The organism is Streptomyces sp. WELS2, from assembly GCF_013870595.1.
Classification (GTDB): domain Bacteria; phylum Actinomycetota; class Actinomycetes; order Streptomycetales; family Streptomycetaceae; genus Streptomyces.
Genome location: NZ_JACBWZ010000075.1, coordinates 1 through 15,290, shown reverse-complemented (window position 1 = coordinate 15,290; position 15,290 = coordinate 1). Strand labels below are relative to the sequence as shown.

General features: G+C 71.3%; 13 protein-coding genes. 3 read left to right on the top strand and 10 right to left on the bottom strand.

The features are described 5' to 3' along the window. Nucleotides 1–360, top strand: a 360-nt coding sequence (locus H5J33_RS07565) for a transglycosylase SLT domain-containing protein (RefSeq protein ID WP_181794103.1), incomplete at its 5' end; no start/stop codon positions are given. A 30-nt stretch (nt 361–390) separates the two neighbouring features. Here the strand turns inward: H5J33_RS07565 and H5J33_RS07560 are convergent. After that, the gene (locus tag H5J33_RS07560) at nt 391–1,203 is read right to left on the bottom strand and encodes an HAD family hydrolase (RefSeq protein WP_181794102.1); all 813 of its coding nucleotides are present in this window, start codon (nt 1,201–1,203) and stop codon (nt 391–393) included. 262 nt (nt 1,204–1,465) lie between these two features. Between H5J33_RS07560 and fahA the strand changes: the two genes are divergently transcribed. Further along, nucleotides 1,466–2,683 (top strand): fumarylacetoacetase, encoded by a 1,218-nt coding sequence (gene fahA, locus H5J33_RS07555; protein ID WP_181794101.1) that lies wholly within the window; start codon nt 1,466–1,468, stop codon nt 2,681–2,683. A gap of 237 nt (nt 2,684–2,920) precedes the next feature. Then, the gene (locus tag H5J33_RS07550) at nt 2,921–3,859 is read left to right on the top strand and encodes a M56 family metallopeptidase (protein WP_181794100.1); all 939 of its coding nucleotides are present in this window, start codon (nt 2,921–2,923) and stop codon (nt 3,857–3,859) included. Between the two features lie 73 nt (nt 3,860–3,932). Here H5J33_RS07550 and recQ read toward each other — a convergent pair whose 3' ends face one another. The 9 genes from recQ to H5J33_RS07505 all read right to left on the bottom strand — a co-directional run. Further along, entirely contained in the window at nt 3,933–5,924 is a 1,992-nt protein-coding gene (gene recQ, locus H5J33_RS07545; RefSeq protein WP_399552786.1) for a DNA helicase RecQ, read from the bottom strand. Nucleotides 5,925–6,101: 177 nt separating this feature from the next. Then, nucleotides 6,102–7,751, bottom strand: a complete 1,650-nt coding sequence (gene nuoN / locus H5J33_RS07540) for an NADH-quinone oxidoreductase subunit NuoN (RefSeq protein ID WP_181794098.1) — start codon at nt 7,749–7,751, stop codon at nt 6,102–6,104. After that, nucleotides 7,748–9,319, bottom strand: coding sequence for an NADH-quinone oxidoreductase subunit M (locus tag H5J33_RS07535; protein ID WP_181794097.1), 1,572 nt, complete (start codon nt 9,317–9,319; stop codon nt 7,748–7,750). Before H5J33_RS07535 ends, nuoN begins: the two co-directional genes overlap by 4 nt. A gap of 5 nt (nt 9,320–9,324) precedes the next feature. Beyond that, the gene (gene nuoL / locus H5J33_RS07530; RefSeq protein WP_181794096.1) at nt 9,325–11,289 is read right to left on the bottom strand and encodes an NADH-quinone oxidoreductase subunit L; all 1,965 of its coding nucleotides are present in this window, start codon (nt 11,287–11,289) and stop codon (nt 9,325–9,327) included. 15 nt (nt 11,290–11,304) lie between these two features. Then, on the bottom strand, nt 11,305–11,604 hold the full coding sequence (gene nuoK, locus H5J33_RS07525; RefSeq protein WP_030742982.1) for an NADH-quinone oxidoreductase subunit NuoK: 300 nt from the start codon (nt 11,602–11,604) through the stop codon (nt 11,305–11,307). Next, complete coding sequence (locus H5J33_RS07520; protein WP_181794095.1) at nt 11,601–12,446, bottom strand: NADH-quinone oxidoreductase subunit J; 846 nt, start codon at nt 12,444–12,446, stop codon at nt 11,601–11,603. Before H5J33_RS07520 ends, nuoK begins: the two co-directional genes overlap by 4 nt. Beyond that, nucleotides 12,443–13,093 carry an NADH-quinone oxidoreductase subunit NuoI gene (nuoI, locus tag H5J33_RS07515; protein WP_181794094.1) on the bottom strand — a complete coding sequence of 217 codons (651 nt, stop codon included), beginning with the start codon at nt 13,091–13,093 and terminating at the stop codon, nt 12,443–12,445. Before nuoI ends, H5J33_RS07520 begins: the two co-directional genes overlap by 4 nt. Further along, nucleotides 13,086–14,450, bottom strand: coding sequence for an NADH-quinone oxidoreductase subunit NuoH (gene nuoH, locus H5J33_RS07510; RefSeq protein ID WP_181794093.1), 1,365 nt, complete (start codon nt 14,448–14,450; stop codon nt 13,086–13,088). The genes nuoI and nuoH overlap by 8 nt, the downstream gene beginning before the upstream one ends. Then, nucleotides 14,447–15,290: molybdopterin-dependent oxidoreductase (locus H5J33_RS07505; RefSeq protein ID WP_181794092.1), on the bottom strand; the 844-nt coding region annotated here is incomplete at its 5' end. The genes H5J33_RS07505 and nuoH, both read right to left, overlap by 4 nt.

Below are 15,290 nucleotides of genomic sequence, written 5' to 3'. Positions count from 1 at the left end.
ACCGCGGCCCCGACGGTGGGCACCACCCCCGCCGGATACCCGGACAACCTCGACGGCTGGATCCGCGAGTCGCTCGCGATCATGGCCGAGAAGAAGATCCCGGGCACCTACAACGGCATCCACCGCAACATCATCCGCGAGTCCTCCGGCAACCCCGCGGCCATCAACCTCTGGGACACCAACGCGGCCAAGGGCATCCCGTCCAAGGGCCTGCTCCAGGTCATCGACCCCACCTTCAACGCGTACCACGTCGCCGGGACGTCCTTCGACATCTACGACCCGGTCGCGAACATCACCGCCGCCTGCAACTACGCGGCACACCGGTACGGGTCCATCGACAACGTCTCCAGCGCCTACTGACCGGCCCGGCCGCCCGGCCCCCGCCACGGTTCAGGCGGCCGGGAAGAGTCTTTCGAGGACGACGGCGACGCCGTCGTCCTCGTTCGACACCGTGACCTCGTCGGCCACCGCCTTCAGCTCGGGGTGCGCGCCGGCCATGGCGACACCGCGCGCCGCCCAGCGGAACATCGGGATGTCGTTGGGCATGTCACCGAAGGCGAGGGCCCGTTCGGGGCCGATCCCCAGCCGCTCGGCGGCCAGCGCCAGACCGGTCGCCTTCGTCACCCCGCTCGGCTGGAGTTCCACGGTGCCCGGCCCCGACATGGTGACGGTCGCCAACGAGCCCACCGCCGAGCGCGCCACGGCCGCCAGCTCGTCGTCGGACAGCTCGGCGTGCCGCAGCAGCACCTTGCTGATGGGCTCGGCCCACAGATCGGCGCGCCGGCCGACCCGCACCGCGGGCAGCGTGGGATGCGGCATCCGGTAGCCGGGCTCGATGAGCGTGAGCCCGTCCTCGCCGTCCTGGTCGACCGCCGCGAACACCTGCCCCACCTCCGCCTCGACCTTGCCGAGCGCGGTCTCCGCCAGCTCCCGGTCCAGCCGGACCGACCACAGCAGCCGGCCGGCCCGGGCGTCGTAGACCTGCGCCCCCTGCCCGCACACCGCCAGTCCGGTGCAGCCCAGGCGCGCGAGCAGGGGCCGTACCCGCGGCGCCGGGCGGCCGGTCACCACCAGATGCCGGGCCCCGGTCCGCGCCACCCGCGCGAGTGCGGCGAGCGACCGGTCGGAGACGGTGTCGTCGCCGCGCAGCAGCGTTCCGTCCAGGTCAGTGGCGATGAGGGCATATGCCGGGGTGGATGCCATGCCCAGAGAATACGGACCCCGGGCCCCTCCGACTCATCCCCCGATCCCCGCTCCCGCCGGACCACCCGTCCCCAACTGCCGCGCGGGGACGGCTCGATGGCGAACACCCACCGAACGGTTGTGGTCCCGTGCGAGCACCTTTTCGAACAAGCCGTGCGGCACAAGGACCACTGCCCATGACACGCGTGTCGGCCGTAACGTGTGGCCCGACCACATGGAACGCTTCGCCATGCATGGCACGGATGAGAGTGAGGCAGCACCCATGCCCCCCTTCGACGTCCCCGAGGGCGACCCCTTCGGCCCGCACAACCTCCCCTACGGCGTGTTCTCGCCCGCCGGCAGCACAGAGCGGAGGATCGGCGTCCGGCTCGGGAACCACGTCCTCGACGCGGGCGCCACGGCGGCGGCGGTCGGCTCGCCCCACCAGGCACTCCTCGCCGCCCCCACCCTCAACCCGCTGCTGGCCGCCGGCCGCGCCACCTGGTCGGGGATACGGCGCGCCGTCACCTCCTGGGTCACCGACCCGGCGCACCGCGCGGCCGTCGAGCCGCTGTTCCACCCCCTGTCCGAGGTGACCCTGCACCTGCCCTTCGACGTGGCGGACTACGTCGACTTCTACGCCTCGGAACACCACGCCCGCAACGTCGGCCGGATCTTCCGCCCGGACGCCGAGGACAGCCTCACCCCCAACTGGAAGCACCTGCCGATCGGTTACCACGGCCGCGCCGGCACGGTCGTCGTCTCCGGCACGGATGTCGTACGGCCCGCCGGGCAGCGCAAGGGCCCCGCCGACCCCGCACCCGTCTTCGGCCCGTCGATCCGGCTGGACATCGAGGCCGAGGTCGGCTTCGTGGTGGGCGTACCCTCGCGGCAGGGCCGCCCGGTGGCGCTCGGCGACTTCCGCGAGCACGTCTTCGGGCTGTGCCTGCTCAACGACTGGTCCGCGCGGGACATCCAGGCCTGGGAGTACGTCCCGCTCGGCCCGTTCCTCGGCAAGTCCTTCGCGACCTCGGTCTCGGCCTGGATCACCCCGCTGGAGGCGCTGGAGCACGCGCGCGTGGCGCCTCCGGAGCGCACCCACCCGCTGCTGCCCTACCTGGACGACACCGCCCCCGGCGCGGAACCCGGCGGCTACGACCTCCGCATCTCCGTCGCGGTCAACGGCCATGTGGTCTCCGAACCTCCGTTCTCCACCATGTACTGGACCGCCGCCCAGCAGCTCGCCCACATGACGGTGAACGGCGCCTCGCTGCGCACCGGCGACCTGTACGGCTCGGGCACGGTGAGCGGCCCGGCCGAGAACCAGCGAGGCTCGCTGCTGGAACTGACCTGGAACGGCCGCGACCCGCTCGAACTCCCCGACGGCAAACGGGCGTTCCTGCTGGACGGCGACGTGGTGACCCTGTCCGCCTGGGCCCCCGGCCCGGATGGCCGCCGGGTCGGGCTGGGCGAGGTCACGGGCCGCGTCGTGGCGGACTGAGCCACGGTACGGCGGGCACGCCGGCGGGCCGGGACCCTGTTCCGGCCCGCCGAACTCCCCTGGACGAACCGGGATTTCGCCCTCGCGTCCGGCCTGGTCGCCACCGGCACCTGACTCACACCGCCCTTCTTCGCCATACTGACAGGGACACGCGTCCGCTCCCGCCCGGCCGTGCGCCGCGTGCCCCGCACCACCCAGCACCCGCACACCTTTCCGACCAGGAACCGGAGCCCCGGCATGACCGTCTGCCTGCTCCTGCTGAGCGTCGTCGCCCTGACGGCCGCCGTACCGGCGCCGCGCGCGCTGACCCGGGCGGCCTGGCCCGAACGGGAACCCGTGGTCGCGCTGTGGGTGTGGCAGTGTCTTGTCGCCACCGTCCTGCTGTGCTGCCTGACCGCACTGGTCCTGGGCGCGGCGGCCGTCTTCCACACCGTCCGCGACCATGTGTTCGCCCCCGCACCGCCCGCCGTCACCGCCGCCTACGACCTGTCCGCCACCCCGGTGTGGGCCACCTCCCTCACCCTGCTGCTGGCCTGCGGTGCCGCCTGGACGACGGCGATGCTGACCCGGGAGCTCTTCGAGGCCCGCCGCAGCCGGGGCCAGGCCCGGGCGCAGCTGCGCGAACGCGCCCCCGAACTCCCGCCGGGACTGCGGGCGCCGCGCGGCCCGATGCTGGTGCTGGAGGACGAGTACCCGGACGCCTGGTGGATGCCGGGGCACCCCCCTCAGCTGGTCGTCACCACCGGGGCGCTGCACCGCCTCACCGACCTCCAGCTCGACGCCGTCCTCACCCACGAGCGCGGCCACGCCCGCGCCCACCACGACTGGCTGCTGCACCTGTCCGCCGCGCTGGCCACCGGCTTCCCGCGGGTGCCGCTTTTCGCCCACTTCTGCGACCAGACGCACCGCCTGGTCGAGCTCGCCGCCGACGACACGGCCTCCCGGCGCTGCGGGCACCTCACCACGGCACTCGCCCTGATCGAGCTGAACCAGCACCGGGGCGTCCTCTCCTGCGCCTCCAGCCGCCGGCTGCTGGGCGAGCGCGTGGACCGGCTGCTGGAGCCGCCGCCGCGGCTGCTGCGCCGGCACCGGGCGCTGACCACGACGGTGGCCGCGCTGGTGCCGTTGCTGCCGCTGCTGATCACCTTCGCCCCCGGGCTGACGGCCCTGTCCTGACGACACCGGTGCCGACGGCACTGTCCTGACAGGGCGGGGCGTACGGCGCTGTCCCGGGGCGAGCCGGGGCGGACTATGCCCAGTCGGGCTCCGGCTCCGGCTCGTCGGCCGGCTCGGGCCAGTCCGCGTCGTACGGTGCGTCGTCCGGAGCGCCGGCGGGGGCGGGTGGCGCGGCGCCGTCCAGGGAGGCCAGCACCTGGATCACGCCCTCGCCGTACGTCGCCAGCTTCTTCTCGCCCACGCCGTTCACCGTGCCCAGCTCCCGCACCGAGGCGGGCCACCGGGTCACCATCTCCCGGAGGGTGGCGTCGTGGAAGATGACGTACGCCGGAACGCCCTGTTCCCGGGCCTGCTCGGCGCGCCAGGCCCGCAGGGCCTCGAAGGCGGGGAGCAGCGCCTCGGGCAGCTCGGCCGCGGCGGCCCTGGCCTTGCCGGCACCGGAGCCGCCGGCGGACCGGGAGCGGGAGGCGGCCGGCTTCTTCGGCTCCTTGCGCAGCGGCACCTCACGCTCGCCGCGCAGCACCGCGCCGCTCGCCTCGGTGAGCACCAGCGTGCCGTACTCCCCCTCGACCGCGAGGAGCCCCTGGGCCAGCAGCTGCCGGATGACGCCCCGCCACTCGCCCTCGGTGAGGTCCTGGCCGATGCCGAAGACGGACAGCTGGTCGTGGTCGAACTGGATCACCTTGCCGGTGCGCTTGCCGAGCAGGATGTCCACGATCTGCACCGCGCCGAACTTCTGGCCACGCTCCCGCTGCAGCCGCACCACCGTGGACAGCACCTTCTGCGCGGCGACCGTGCCGTCCCAGGTCTCGGGCGGGGTGAGGCAGGTGTCGCAGTTGCCGCAGGCCTCCGCGTCCGCGTCCTGGCCGAAGTAGGCGAGCAGCTGGCCGCGGCGGCACCGGGCGGTCTCGCACAGCGCGAGCATGGCGTCGAGGTGGGCGGCGGCCCGGCGGCGGAACGCCTCGTCGCCCTCGCCGGACTGAATCAGCTTGCGCTGCTGTATGACGTCGTTCAGTCCGTACGCCATCCACGCCGTGGACGGCAGGCCGTCGCGGCCCGCGCGGCCGGTCTCCTGGTAGTAGCCCTCGATCGACTTGGGCAGGTCCAGGTGGGCGACGAAGCGCACGTCCGGCTTGTCGATGCCCATGCCGAAGGCGATCGTCGCGACCACGACCAGGCCGTCCTCGCGCAGGAACCGGGACTGGTGCGCGGCGCGCACGGAGGCGTCCAGGCCCGCGTGGTACGGCACCGCCTGGATGCCGTTCGCGGTGAGGAACTCGGCCGTGCGCTCGACCGAGTTCCGCGACAGGCAGTAGACGATGCCGGCGTCACCGGGGTGCTCCTCCCGCAGGAAGGCGAGGAGCTGCTTCTTGGGGTCGGCCTTGGGCACGATCCGGTACTGGATGTTGGGCCGGTCGAAGCTGGCGACGAAGTGCCGGGCCGTCGGCAGGTTCAGCCGCTGGGTGATCTCCTCGTGCGTGGCGTGGGTCGCCGTGGCGGTGAGGGCGATCCGCGGGACGTCCGGCCAGCGCTCGCCGAGCAGGGACAGGGCGAGATAGTCGGGGCGGAAGTCGTGGCCCCACTGGGACACGCAGTGCGCCTCGTCGATCGCGAAGACGGAGATCTTGCCCCGGGAGAGCAGGTCCTGCGTGGCGTCCAGGCGCAGCCGCTCCGGGGCCAGATAGAGCAGGTCCAGCTCGCCCGCCAGGAACTCGGCCTCGACCACGCGCCGCTCGTCGAAGTCCTGCGTGGAGTTCATGAAGCCGGCCCGGACACCGAGGGCGCGCAGGGCGTCCACCTGGTCCTGCATCAGCGCGATCAGCGGGGAGATCACCACGCCCGTACCCGGTCTGACCAGGGCCGGGATCTGGTAGCACAGCGACTTTCCGCCGCCGGTCGGCATGAGCACGACGGCGTCGCCGCCCGCCACCACATGCTCGATGATCGCCTGCTGCTCGCCCCGGAAGGCGTCGAATCCGAAGACCCGGTGCAGCGTGGCCAACGCCTCGCCGTCGGCCGCGCCCGGCCCCTCGGTCACCTGTGGCATCTCGCTGATTCCGCCCATCACGCCCATAGTCCTGTCCCCCGTCGGTCCCCCGTGTGTCGTCTTACGACCGCTCCCTCAACGATAGGGGCCCGCACCGACAGCCCCGGAGTTATCCACAGGCTCGTTCGTTCCGACGGCATGCCGCTGCCCGGCCCCTGGGCAAGGGTGCCGGGCAGCGGCATGCGAGGGATGGGCTCAGCGCACGAATACTCCCGCCTGACCGGCCAGGTCCAGGAAGTACTGGGGGGCGATGCCGAGGACCAGGGTGGTGGCCACGCCCACGCCGATCGCCAGCATGGTCAGCGGGGACGGGACGGCCACGGTCGGGCCCTCCGGCTTCGGCTCGCTGAAGAACATCAGAACGATCACCCGGATGTAGAAGAACGCGGCGATCGCCGAGGAGATCACACCCACGATGACCAGCGGGACCGCGCCGCCGTCCGCCGCCGCCTTGAACACGGCGAACTTCCCCGCGAACCCGGAGGTCAGCGGGATGCCGGCGAAGGCCAGCAGGAACACCGCGAACACGGCCGCCACCAGCGGCGAGCGCCGGCCGAGGCCCGCCCACTTGGACAGGTGGGTCGCCTCGCCGCCCGCGTCCCGCACCAGCGTGACCACGGCGAACGCGCCGATCGTCACGAAGGAGTAGCCCGCCAGGTAGAACAGGACCGACGACACGCCGTCCTTCGACGTGGCGATGACACCCGCGAGGATGAACCCGGCGTGCGCGATGGACGAGTACGCCAGCAGCCGCTTGATGTCGGTCTGGGTGATGGCGACGACCGCGCCGCCCAGCATGGTGATGATCGCCACCGCCCACATCACCGGCCGCCAGTCCCAGCGCAGGCCGGGCAGCACGACGTAGAGCAGGCGCAGCAGCGCGCCGAACGCGGCCACCTTCGTCGCCGCCGCCATGAACCCGGTCACGGGGGTGGGCGCGCCCTGGTAGACGTCGGGGGTCCACATGTGGAACGGCACCGCGCCCACCTTGAACAGCAGGCCCATGACGAGCAGGGCGCCGCCGATCAGCAGCAGCGCGTCGTTGCCCATGGTGCCGGCGAGCGCGGGGTCGACGTCGGTGGCGGTGCCGTCGACCACCTGGGCGATGCGGGCGTACGACACCGAGCCCGCGTAGCCGTACAGCAACGCGATGCCGAAGAGGGTGAACGCCGAGGCGAACGCGCCCAGCAGGAAGTACTTGACCGCGGCCTCCTGCGACATCAGCCGCTTGCGCCGGGCCAGCGCGCACAGCAGGTACAGCGGCAGGGAGAGGACCTCCAGGGCCACGAACAAGGTCAGCAGGTCGTTGGCCGCCGGGAAGACCAGCATGCCGCCGATCGCGAAGAGCAGCAGCGGGAAGACCTCCGTGGTGGTGAAGCCCGCCCGCACCGCTGCCTTCTCGCTGTCGCTGCCGGGCACGGACGCGGCCTGCGCGGCGAAGGAGTCGACCCGGTTGCCGTGCGCCACCGGGTCCAGGCGCCGTTCGGCGAAGGTGAACAGGCCGACGAGGCCGGCCAGCAGGATGGTGCCCTGGAGGAAGAGGGCCGGGCCGTCGACCGCGATCGCGCCCATGGCCGCGATGTGCGCCTTCGTGGTGCCGAACCCGTCGGCCGCGAGCGCGACGACCGCCGCGAACGCGGCGCACAGGGCGACGACGGACACGAACACCTGCGCGTAGTAGCGGGACCTGCGGGGCACGAACGCCTCGATCAGCACCCCCACCAGCGCCGCGCCGACGACGATCAGCGTCGGCGACAATTGTGCGTACTCGATCTTCGGCGCGTCGATCTTCGAGATCGGTTCGGCCGCGGTTGTCCACAGGCTGTGGACGGCTGTTGCGCTCACTTGGCCGCCTCCACCTCGGGCCGGGGGTCCTTCTTGTGCACGTCGGACAGGGTCTGTTTGACCGCCGGGTCGACGATGTTCGTGACCGGCTTCGGGTAGACGCCCAGGAAGATCAGCAGCACGATCAGCGGGGCCACGACCAGCACCTCACGCACGCGCAGGTCGGGCATCGCCGAGACCTCCGGCTTCACCGGGCCCGTCATCGTCCGCTGGTAGAGCACCAGGGTGTACAGGGCGGCGAGGACGATGCCGAAGGTGGCGATGCCGCCGATCACCGGGTAGCGCGTGAACGTGCCGACCAGCACCAGGAATTCGCTCACGAACGGCGCGAGGCCGGGCAGCGACAGCGTGGCGAGGCCGCCGATCAGGAAGGTGCCGGCGAGCACCGGGGCGACCTTCTGCACGCCCCCGTAGTCGGCGATGAGCCGGGAGCCGCGCCGGGAGATGAGGAAACCGGCGACGAGCATCAGCGCGGCGGTGGAGAGGCCGTGGTTGACCATGTACAACGTGGCGCCGGACTGGCCCTGGCTGGTCATCGCGAAGACGCCCATGATGATGAAGCCGAAGTGCGAGATCGACGCGTACGCCACCAGGCGTTTGATGTCCCGCTGGCCGACGGCGAGCAGGGCGCCGTAGATGATGCTGATCAGGGCCAGGACGAGCACGACCGGCGTCGCCCACTTGCTGGCCTCCGGGAACAGCTGGAGGCAGAAGCGGAGCATCGCGAACGTGCCCACCTTGTCGACGACCGCGGTGATGAGCACGGCGACGGGCGCGGTGGCCTCCTGCATGGCGTTGGGCAGCCAGGTGTGCAGCGGCCACAGCGGCGCCTTCACCGCGAAGGCGAAGAAGAAGCCCAGGAACAGCCAGCGTTCGGTACTCGTCGCCATGTGCAGCGTGCCGCCCGCGCGGGCGTCGGCGATCCCGGTGAGCGAGAAGGTCCCGGCGACCACGTAGAGCCCGATCACCGCGGCCAGCATGATCAGCCCGCCGACCAGGTTGTACAGGAGGAACTTCACCGCCGCGTACGAACGCTGGGTGGCGGCCGTCTCCTCGCCGTGCGCGTGCGCGCGGTCCCCGAAGCCGCCGATGAGGAAGTACATCGGGATGAGCATGGCTTCGAAGAAGATGTAGAAGAGGAAGACGTCGGTGGCCTCGAAGGAGATGACCACCATCGCCTCCACCGCCAGGATCAGCGCGAAGAAGCCCTGGGTGGGCCGCCAGCGGCGGCTGCCGGTCTCCAGCGGGTCGGCGTCGTGCCAGCCGGCGAGGATGATGAACGGGATCAGCAGGGCGGTCAGCGCGATCAGCGCCACCGCGATGCCGTCGACGCCCAGTTCGTACCTGACCCCGAAGTCCCTGATCCAGGCGTGGTTCTCGGTGAGCTGGTAGCGCCCGCCGGCCGGGTCGAAGCGGACCAGGACGGTGACGGCCAGGGCGAGCGTGGCGAGCGAGACGAGCAGCGCCAGCCACTTGGCGGCGGTGCGCTGGGCGGCCGGTACGGCGGCCGTCGCGACGGCCCCGAGGGCCGGGAGCGCCGCCGTCGCTGTCAGCAGGGGAAAGGACATCGGTATCAGACCGCCCTCATCAGCAGGGTCGCGGCGACCAGGAGTGCCGCGCCGCCGAACATCGAGACCGCGTAGGAGCGGGCGAAGCCGTTCTGGAGCCGGCGCAGCCGTCCGGACAGGCCGCCGAAGCCGGCCGCCGTGCCGTTGACGACGCCGTCCACCAGGGAGTGGTCGAGGTAGACCAGGGAGCGCGTCAGGTGCTCGCCGCCCCGCACCAGGACCACGTGGTTGAAGTCGTCCTGGAGCAGGTCGCGGCGGGCCGCGCGGGTGAGCAGCGAGCCGCGCGGGGCGAGCGCCGGGACGGGCCTGCGGCCGTACTGGGCCCAGGCGAGGGCGACCCCGACGACCAGGCACACCATGGTGGCCCCGGTGATCACCCCGGCGCCGAGCGGTGAGTCGCCGTGGTCGTGCCCGGTGACCGGCTCCAGCCAGTTCAGGAAGCGGTCGCCGATGCTGAAGAAGGCTCCGCCGAAGACCGAGCCGACGGCGAGGACGATCATCGGGATCGTCATGACCTTCGGCGACTCGTGCGGGTGCGGTACGGCGTGCTCGCCCCCGGTCTCGGCGGCCGGCTCCACGCTGGGCTCGGCCGGGGACGGGGTCGGGGCGTTACGCCACCGCTCCTCTCCGAAGAACGTCATCAGCATCACGCGCGTCATGTAGAAGGCGGTGATGGCCGCGCCCAGCAGGGCCGCGCCGCCGAGGATCCAGCCCTCGGTGCCGCCCTTGGCGAACGCCGCCTCGATGATCTTGTCCTTGGAGAAGAAGCCGGACAGACCCGGGAAGCCGATGATGGCGAGGTAGCCGAGGCCGAAGGTGATGAAGGTGACCGGCATGTACTTGCGCAGGCCGCCGTAGCGGCGCATGTCGACCTCGTCGTTCATGCCGTGCATCACCGAGCCGGCACCGAGGAACAGCCCGGCCTTGAAGAAGCCGTGCGTCACCAGGTGCATGATCGCGAAGACGTAGCCGATGGGGCCGAGACCGGCGGCGAGGACCATGTAGCCGATCTGCGACATGGTCGAGCCGGCCAGCGCCTTCTTGATGTCGTCCTTGGCGCAACCGACGATCGCACCGAACAGGAGCGTGACCGCGCCGACGACGGTGACGGCCAGCTGGGCGTCGGGCGCCGCGTTGAAGATCGCTCCGGAGCGGACGATCAGATAGACGCCGGCGGTCACCATGGTCGCCGCGTGGATGAGGGCGGAGACCGGGGTCGGGCCCTCCATGGCGTCCCCGAGCCAGGACTGCAGCGGCACCTGGGCGGACTTGCCGCAGGCGGCGAGCAGCAGCATCAGGGCGATCGCGGTGAGGACGCCCTCGGAGGCGCCGCCGACGAGACCCGGCCGCTCGTGCGTGCCGAGGACGGGGCCGAAGGCGAAGCCGCCGAAGGTGGTGAACATCAGCATGATCGCGATCGACAGGCCCATGTCGCCGACGCGGTTGACCAGGAAGGCCTTCTTCGCGGCCGTGGCGGCGCTGGGCTTGTGCTGCCAGAAGCCGATCAGCAGGTACGAGGCGAGGCCGACGCCCTCCCAGCCGACGTACAGCAGCAGGTAGTTGTCGGCGAGGACGAGCAGCAGCATCGCCGCGAGGAACAGGTTCAGGTAGCCGAAGAAGCGGCGGCGGCGCTCGTCGTGCGCCATGTACCCGACCGAGTACAGGTGGATCAGCGAGCCGACGCCCGTGATGAGCAGGACGAACGTCATCGACAGCTGGTCCAGGCGGAAGGTGATGTCCGCCTGGAAGCCGGCCACCGGGATCCAGCTGAACAGGTGCTGGGTCAGGGTGCGGTGGCCGGCGCCCTTGCCGAGCAGACCGGCGAAGAGGACGAGCCCGAGGGCGAAGGAGACGAACGACAGCAGGACGCCGATCCAGTGGCCGCCGCGGTCCAGGCGCCGGCCGCCGGCCAGGAGGACGGCCGCTCCGAGCAGGGGCGCCGCGATGAGCGGCGCGATCAGGTTCTCCACGATTCTTCCGACCCCTTACAGCTTCATCAGGCTGGCGTCGTCGACCGAGGCCGAGTGGCGGGTACGGAACAGCGACACGATGATCGCGAGGCCCACCACGACCTCCGCGGCGGCGACGACCATCGTGAAGAAGGCGATGATCTGGCCGTCGAGGTTGCCGTGCATCCGGGAGAAGGTGACGAACGCGAGGTTGCAGGCGTTCAGCATCAGCTCGACGCACATGAAGACCACGATGGCGTTGCGCCGGATGAGGACGCCGGTCGCGCCGATCGTGAACAGCAGGGCGGCGAGGTAGAGGTAGTTGACCGGGTTCACTTCGACGCCTCCTCGGGCCGCTTGAACGTCTCCGGTTCGATCGCCCTGCGCTCCAGGCGCTCCTCCGCGCGCTGCTCCAGCGCCCGCAGGTCGTTGAGGGCCTCGGCGGACACGTCACGGATCTGGCCGCGGGCACGCAGCGTCTTGCTGACGGTCAGCTCGGACGGGGTGCCGTCGGGCAGCAGACCCGCGATGTCGACCGCGTTGTGCCGGGCGTAGACGCCGGGGGCGGGCAGCGGCGGGATGTACGTGCCCTCGCGGATGCGCTGCTCGGACAGTTCGCGCTGGGTCCTGGCGCGCTCCGTGCGCTCCCGGTGGGTGAGCACCATGGCGCCGACGGCCGCGGTGATGAGCAGCGCGCCGGTGATCTCGAAGGCGAAGACGTACTTGGTGAAGATGAGGGACGCCAGCCCCTCGACGTTGCCGTTGGCGTTGGCCTGGCCGGTGCCGGCGAACTCCTTCAGGGAGGCGTTGCCGATGCCGGCGAGCAGCAGGACGCCGAAGCCGATCCCGCACAGCAGGGCCAGCCAGCGCTGGCCCCTGATGGTCTCCTTCAGGGAGTCCGCGGCCGTGACGCCGACGAGCATCACCACGAACAGGAACAGCATCATGATCGCGCCGGTGTAGACGACGATCTGCACGATGCCGAGGAAGTAGGCCCCGTTGGCGAGGTAGAACACCGCCAGGACGATCATCGTGCCGGCCAGGCAGAGGGCGCTGTGCACGGCCTTCTTCATGAAGACGGTGCACAGGGCGCCGATCACCGCGATGGTGCCGAGGACCCAGAACTGGAAGGCCTCACCGGTGGAGGTGGTGTAGGCGGCGAGGTGCTGCGCGCTCATCGGCCGATCACCTCCTGCGAGGCCGGCTCGTCCTCGCCGAAGGTGGTGGCGGCCTCCTGCGGGCTCTCGCCCTTGGAGACGGCGGTCTGCCGGACGGTGCCGGGCGCGGCGTGGGTGACCAGGCCGCGGTAGTAGTCCTGTTCGTCCATCCCCGGGTAGATGGCGTGCGGGGTGTCGACCATGCCCTCTTCCAGACCGGCGAGCAGCTGCTCCTTGGTGTAGATGAGGTTGGCGCGGCTGGAGTCGGCCAGTTCGAACTCGTTGGTCATCGTCAGCGCGCGCGTGGGGCACGCCTCGATGCACAGGCCGCACAGGATGCAGCGGGCGTAGTTGATCTGGTAGACGCGGCCGTAGCGCTCGCCCGGCGAGTAGCGTTCCTCGTCGGTGTTGTCGGCGCCCTCCACGTAGATGGCGTCGGCGGGGCAGGCCCAGGCGCACAGCTCGCAGCCGACGCACTTCTCCAGGCCGTCCGGATGGCGGTTGAGCTGGTGCCGTCCGTGGAACCGCGGAGCCGTGGTCTTCTTCTGCTCCGGGTACTGCTCGGTCAGCCGCTTCTTGAACATGGCCTTGAAGGTCACGCCGAAGCCGGCCACGGGGTTCTGGAAGCCGGGCTTGATCTGCCCGGACTCCTGAGGCTCCTCAGCCATCGGACGCCTCCTTTCCATCCGAAGTTCCGTCACTGACAGTGTCGACCCCGCCACTGACAATCAGCTCCCGCTCCCGGCGCGGGCGGCGCCTGGGCACCGGCGGCAACTGCTGCCCGGGCAGCGGCGGTACGGGGAATCCGCCCGCCATGGGATCGAAGGCCGGCTCCTGGGCGGCGGGCGGCCCGGCGGTCCGGCCCTTCTCGCGGAACATGTCGGCGACGAAGGAGACGAGCAGCAGGGCGAGGACACCGCCGCCGACGTAGAGGGCGATGTCGGCGAAGTCGTAGTTCTCGTTGCGCAGCGCGCGGACGGTGGCGACGAGCATCAGCCAGGTCACCGAGACCGGGATGAGGACCTTCCAGCCGAGCTTCATCAGCTGGTCGTAGCGCACGCGCGGGAGGGTGCCGCGCAGCCAGATGAAGAAGAACAGCAGCAGCTGGACCTTGACGACGAACCACAGCAGCGGCCACCAGCCGTGGTTGGCGCCCTCCCAGAAGGTGCTGATCGGCCAGGGGGCGCGCCAGCCGCCGAGGAAGAGGGTGGCGGAGACGGCCGAGACCGTGACCATGTTGACGTACTCGGCGAGCATGAACATCGCGAACTTGATCGACGAGTACTCGGTGTTGAAGCCGCCGACCAGGTCGCCCTCGGACTCCGGCATGTCGAAGGGGGCGCGGTTGGTCTCGCCGACCATCGTGACGATGTACAGGATGAAGGAGACCGGCAGCAGCAGGATGTACCAGCGGTCGGCCTGCGCCTCCACGATCCTGGACGTCGACATCGACCCCGAGTAGAGGAACACGGAGGCGAACGCGGCGCCCATGGCGATCTCGTAGGAGATCATCTGCGCGCAGGAGCGCAGGCCGCCCAGCAGCGGATAGGTGGATCCGGAGCTCCAGCCCGCCAGCACGATGCCGTAGATGCCGACGGAGGCGACCGCGAGGATGTAGAGCATCGCGATCGGCAGGTCGGTGAGCTGCATCGTGGTGCGGTGGCCGAAGATCGAGATCTCGTTGCCGGCCGGGCCGAAGGGGATCACCGCGATCGCCATGAAGGCGGGGATGGCCGCGACGATCGGCGCGAGGACGTAGACCACCTTGTCCGCGCGTTTGACGACGAGGTCCTCCTTGAGCATCAGCTTGATGCCGTCGGCGAGCGACTGGAGCATGCCCCAGGGGCCGTGCCGGTTGGGGCCGATGCGCAGCTGCATCCAGGCGACGACCTTGCGCTCCCAGACGATGGAGAACAGCACGGTCACCATCAGGAAGGCGAAGCAGAAGACGGCCTTGACGACGACCAGCCACCAGGGGTCGCGGCCGAACATCGAGAGGTCTTCAGCAGCGAGGTACGCGTTCATGCCTCCACCTCCTTGGGGGCCGTCCCGGTGGCGGCCGCCGGGCCGATGCGGACGAGGGAGCCGGGCCGCGCCCCGGTGTCGGAGGCGACGCCACCGCCGGTGGAGTTCAGCGGGAGCCAGACCACCCGGTCGGGCATCTCGGTGACCTGGAGGGGCAGTTCGACCGTGCCGGCGGGTCCGGTGACGGCCAGGGTGTCGCCGTCCGCGACGCCCGCCTCGGCGGCCGTGGCCGCGGACAGCCGGGCGAGCGCGGCGTGCCGGGTTCCGGCGAGCGCCTCGTCGCCCGCCTGCAGGACGCCCTGGTCGAGCAGGAGCCGGTGCCCGGCCAGGACGGCCTCGCCGGCCGCCGGGCGGGGCAGGGCGCCCGCGGACTCCATCGGCGCCAGGGCCCGGGGGCCGTCCCACAGGCCGAGCCGGTCGATCTCCGCGCGGGTGGTGCGCAGGTCCGGCAGGCCCAGGTGGGCGTCCATGGCGTCGGCGAGCATGTGCAGCACGCGGGTGTCGGCCGGGGCGAGCCGGCGGGTCATCTGGTCGGGTTTGAGCGCGGCCTCGAAGGAGCGCACCCGGCCTTCCCAGTCGAGGAAGGAGCCGGCCTTCTCGGCGACCGCGGCGACCGGCAGGACGACGTCGGCGCGCGCGGTGACCTCGCTGGGCCGCAGCTCCAGCGACACCAGGAACCCGACGTTCTCCAGTGCCTCGCGCGCGCGCGGCGGATCGGGCAGGTCGGCGACCTCCACCCCGGCGACCAGCAGCGCGGACAGTTCGCCGGCCGCGGCGTCCGCCAGGATCTGGTGGGTGTCGCGGCCGTAGCGCACGGGGAGTTCGGCGAGCCCCCAGACG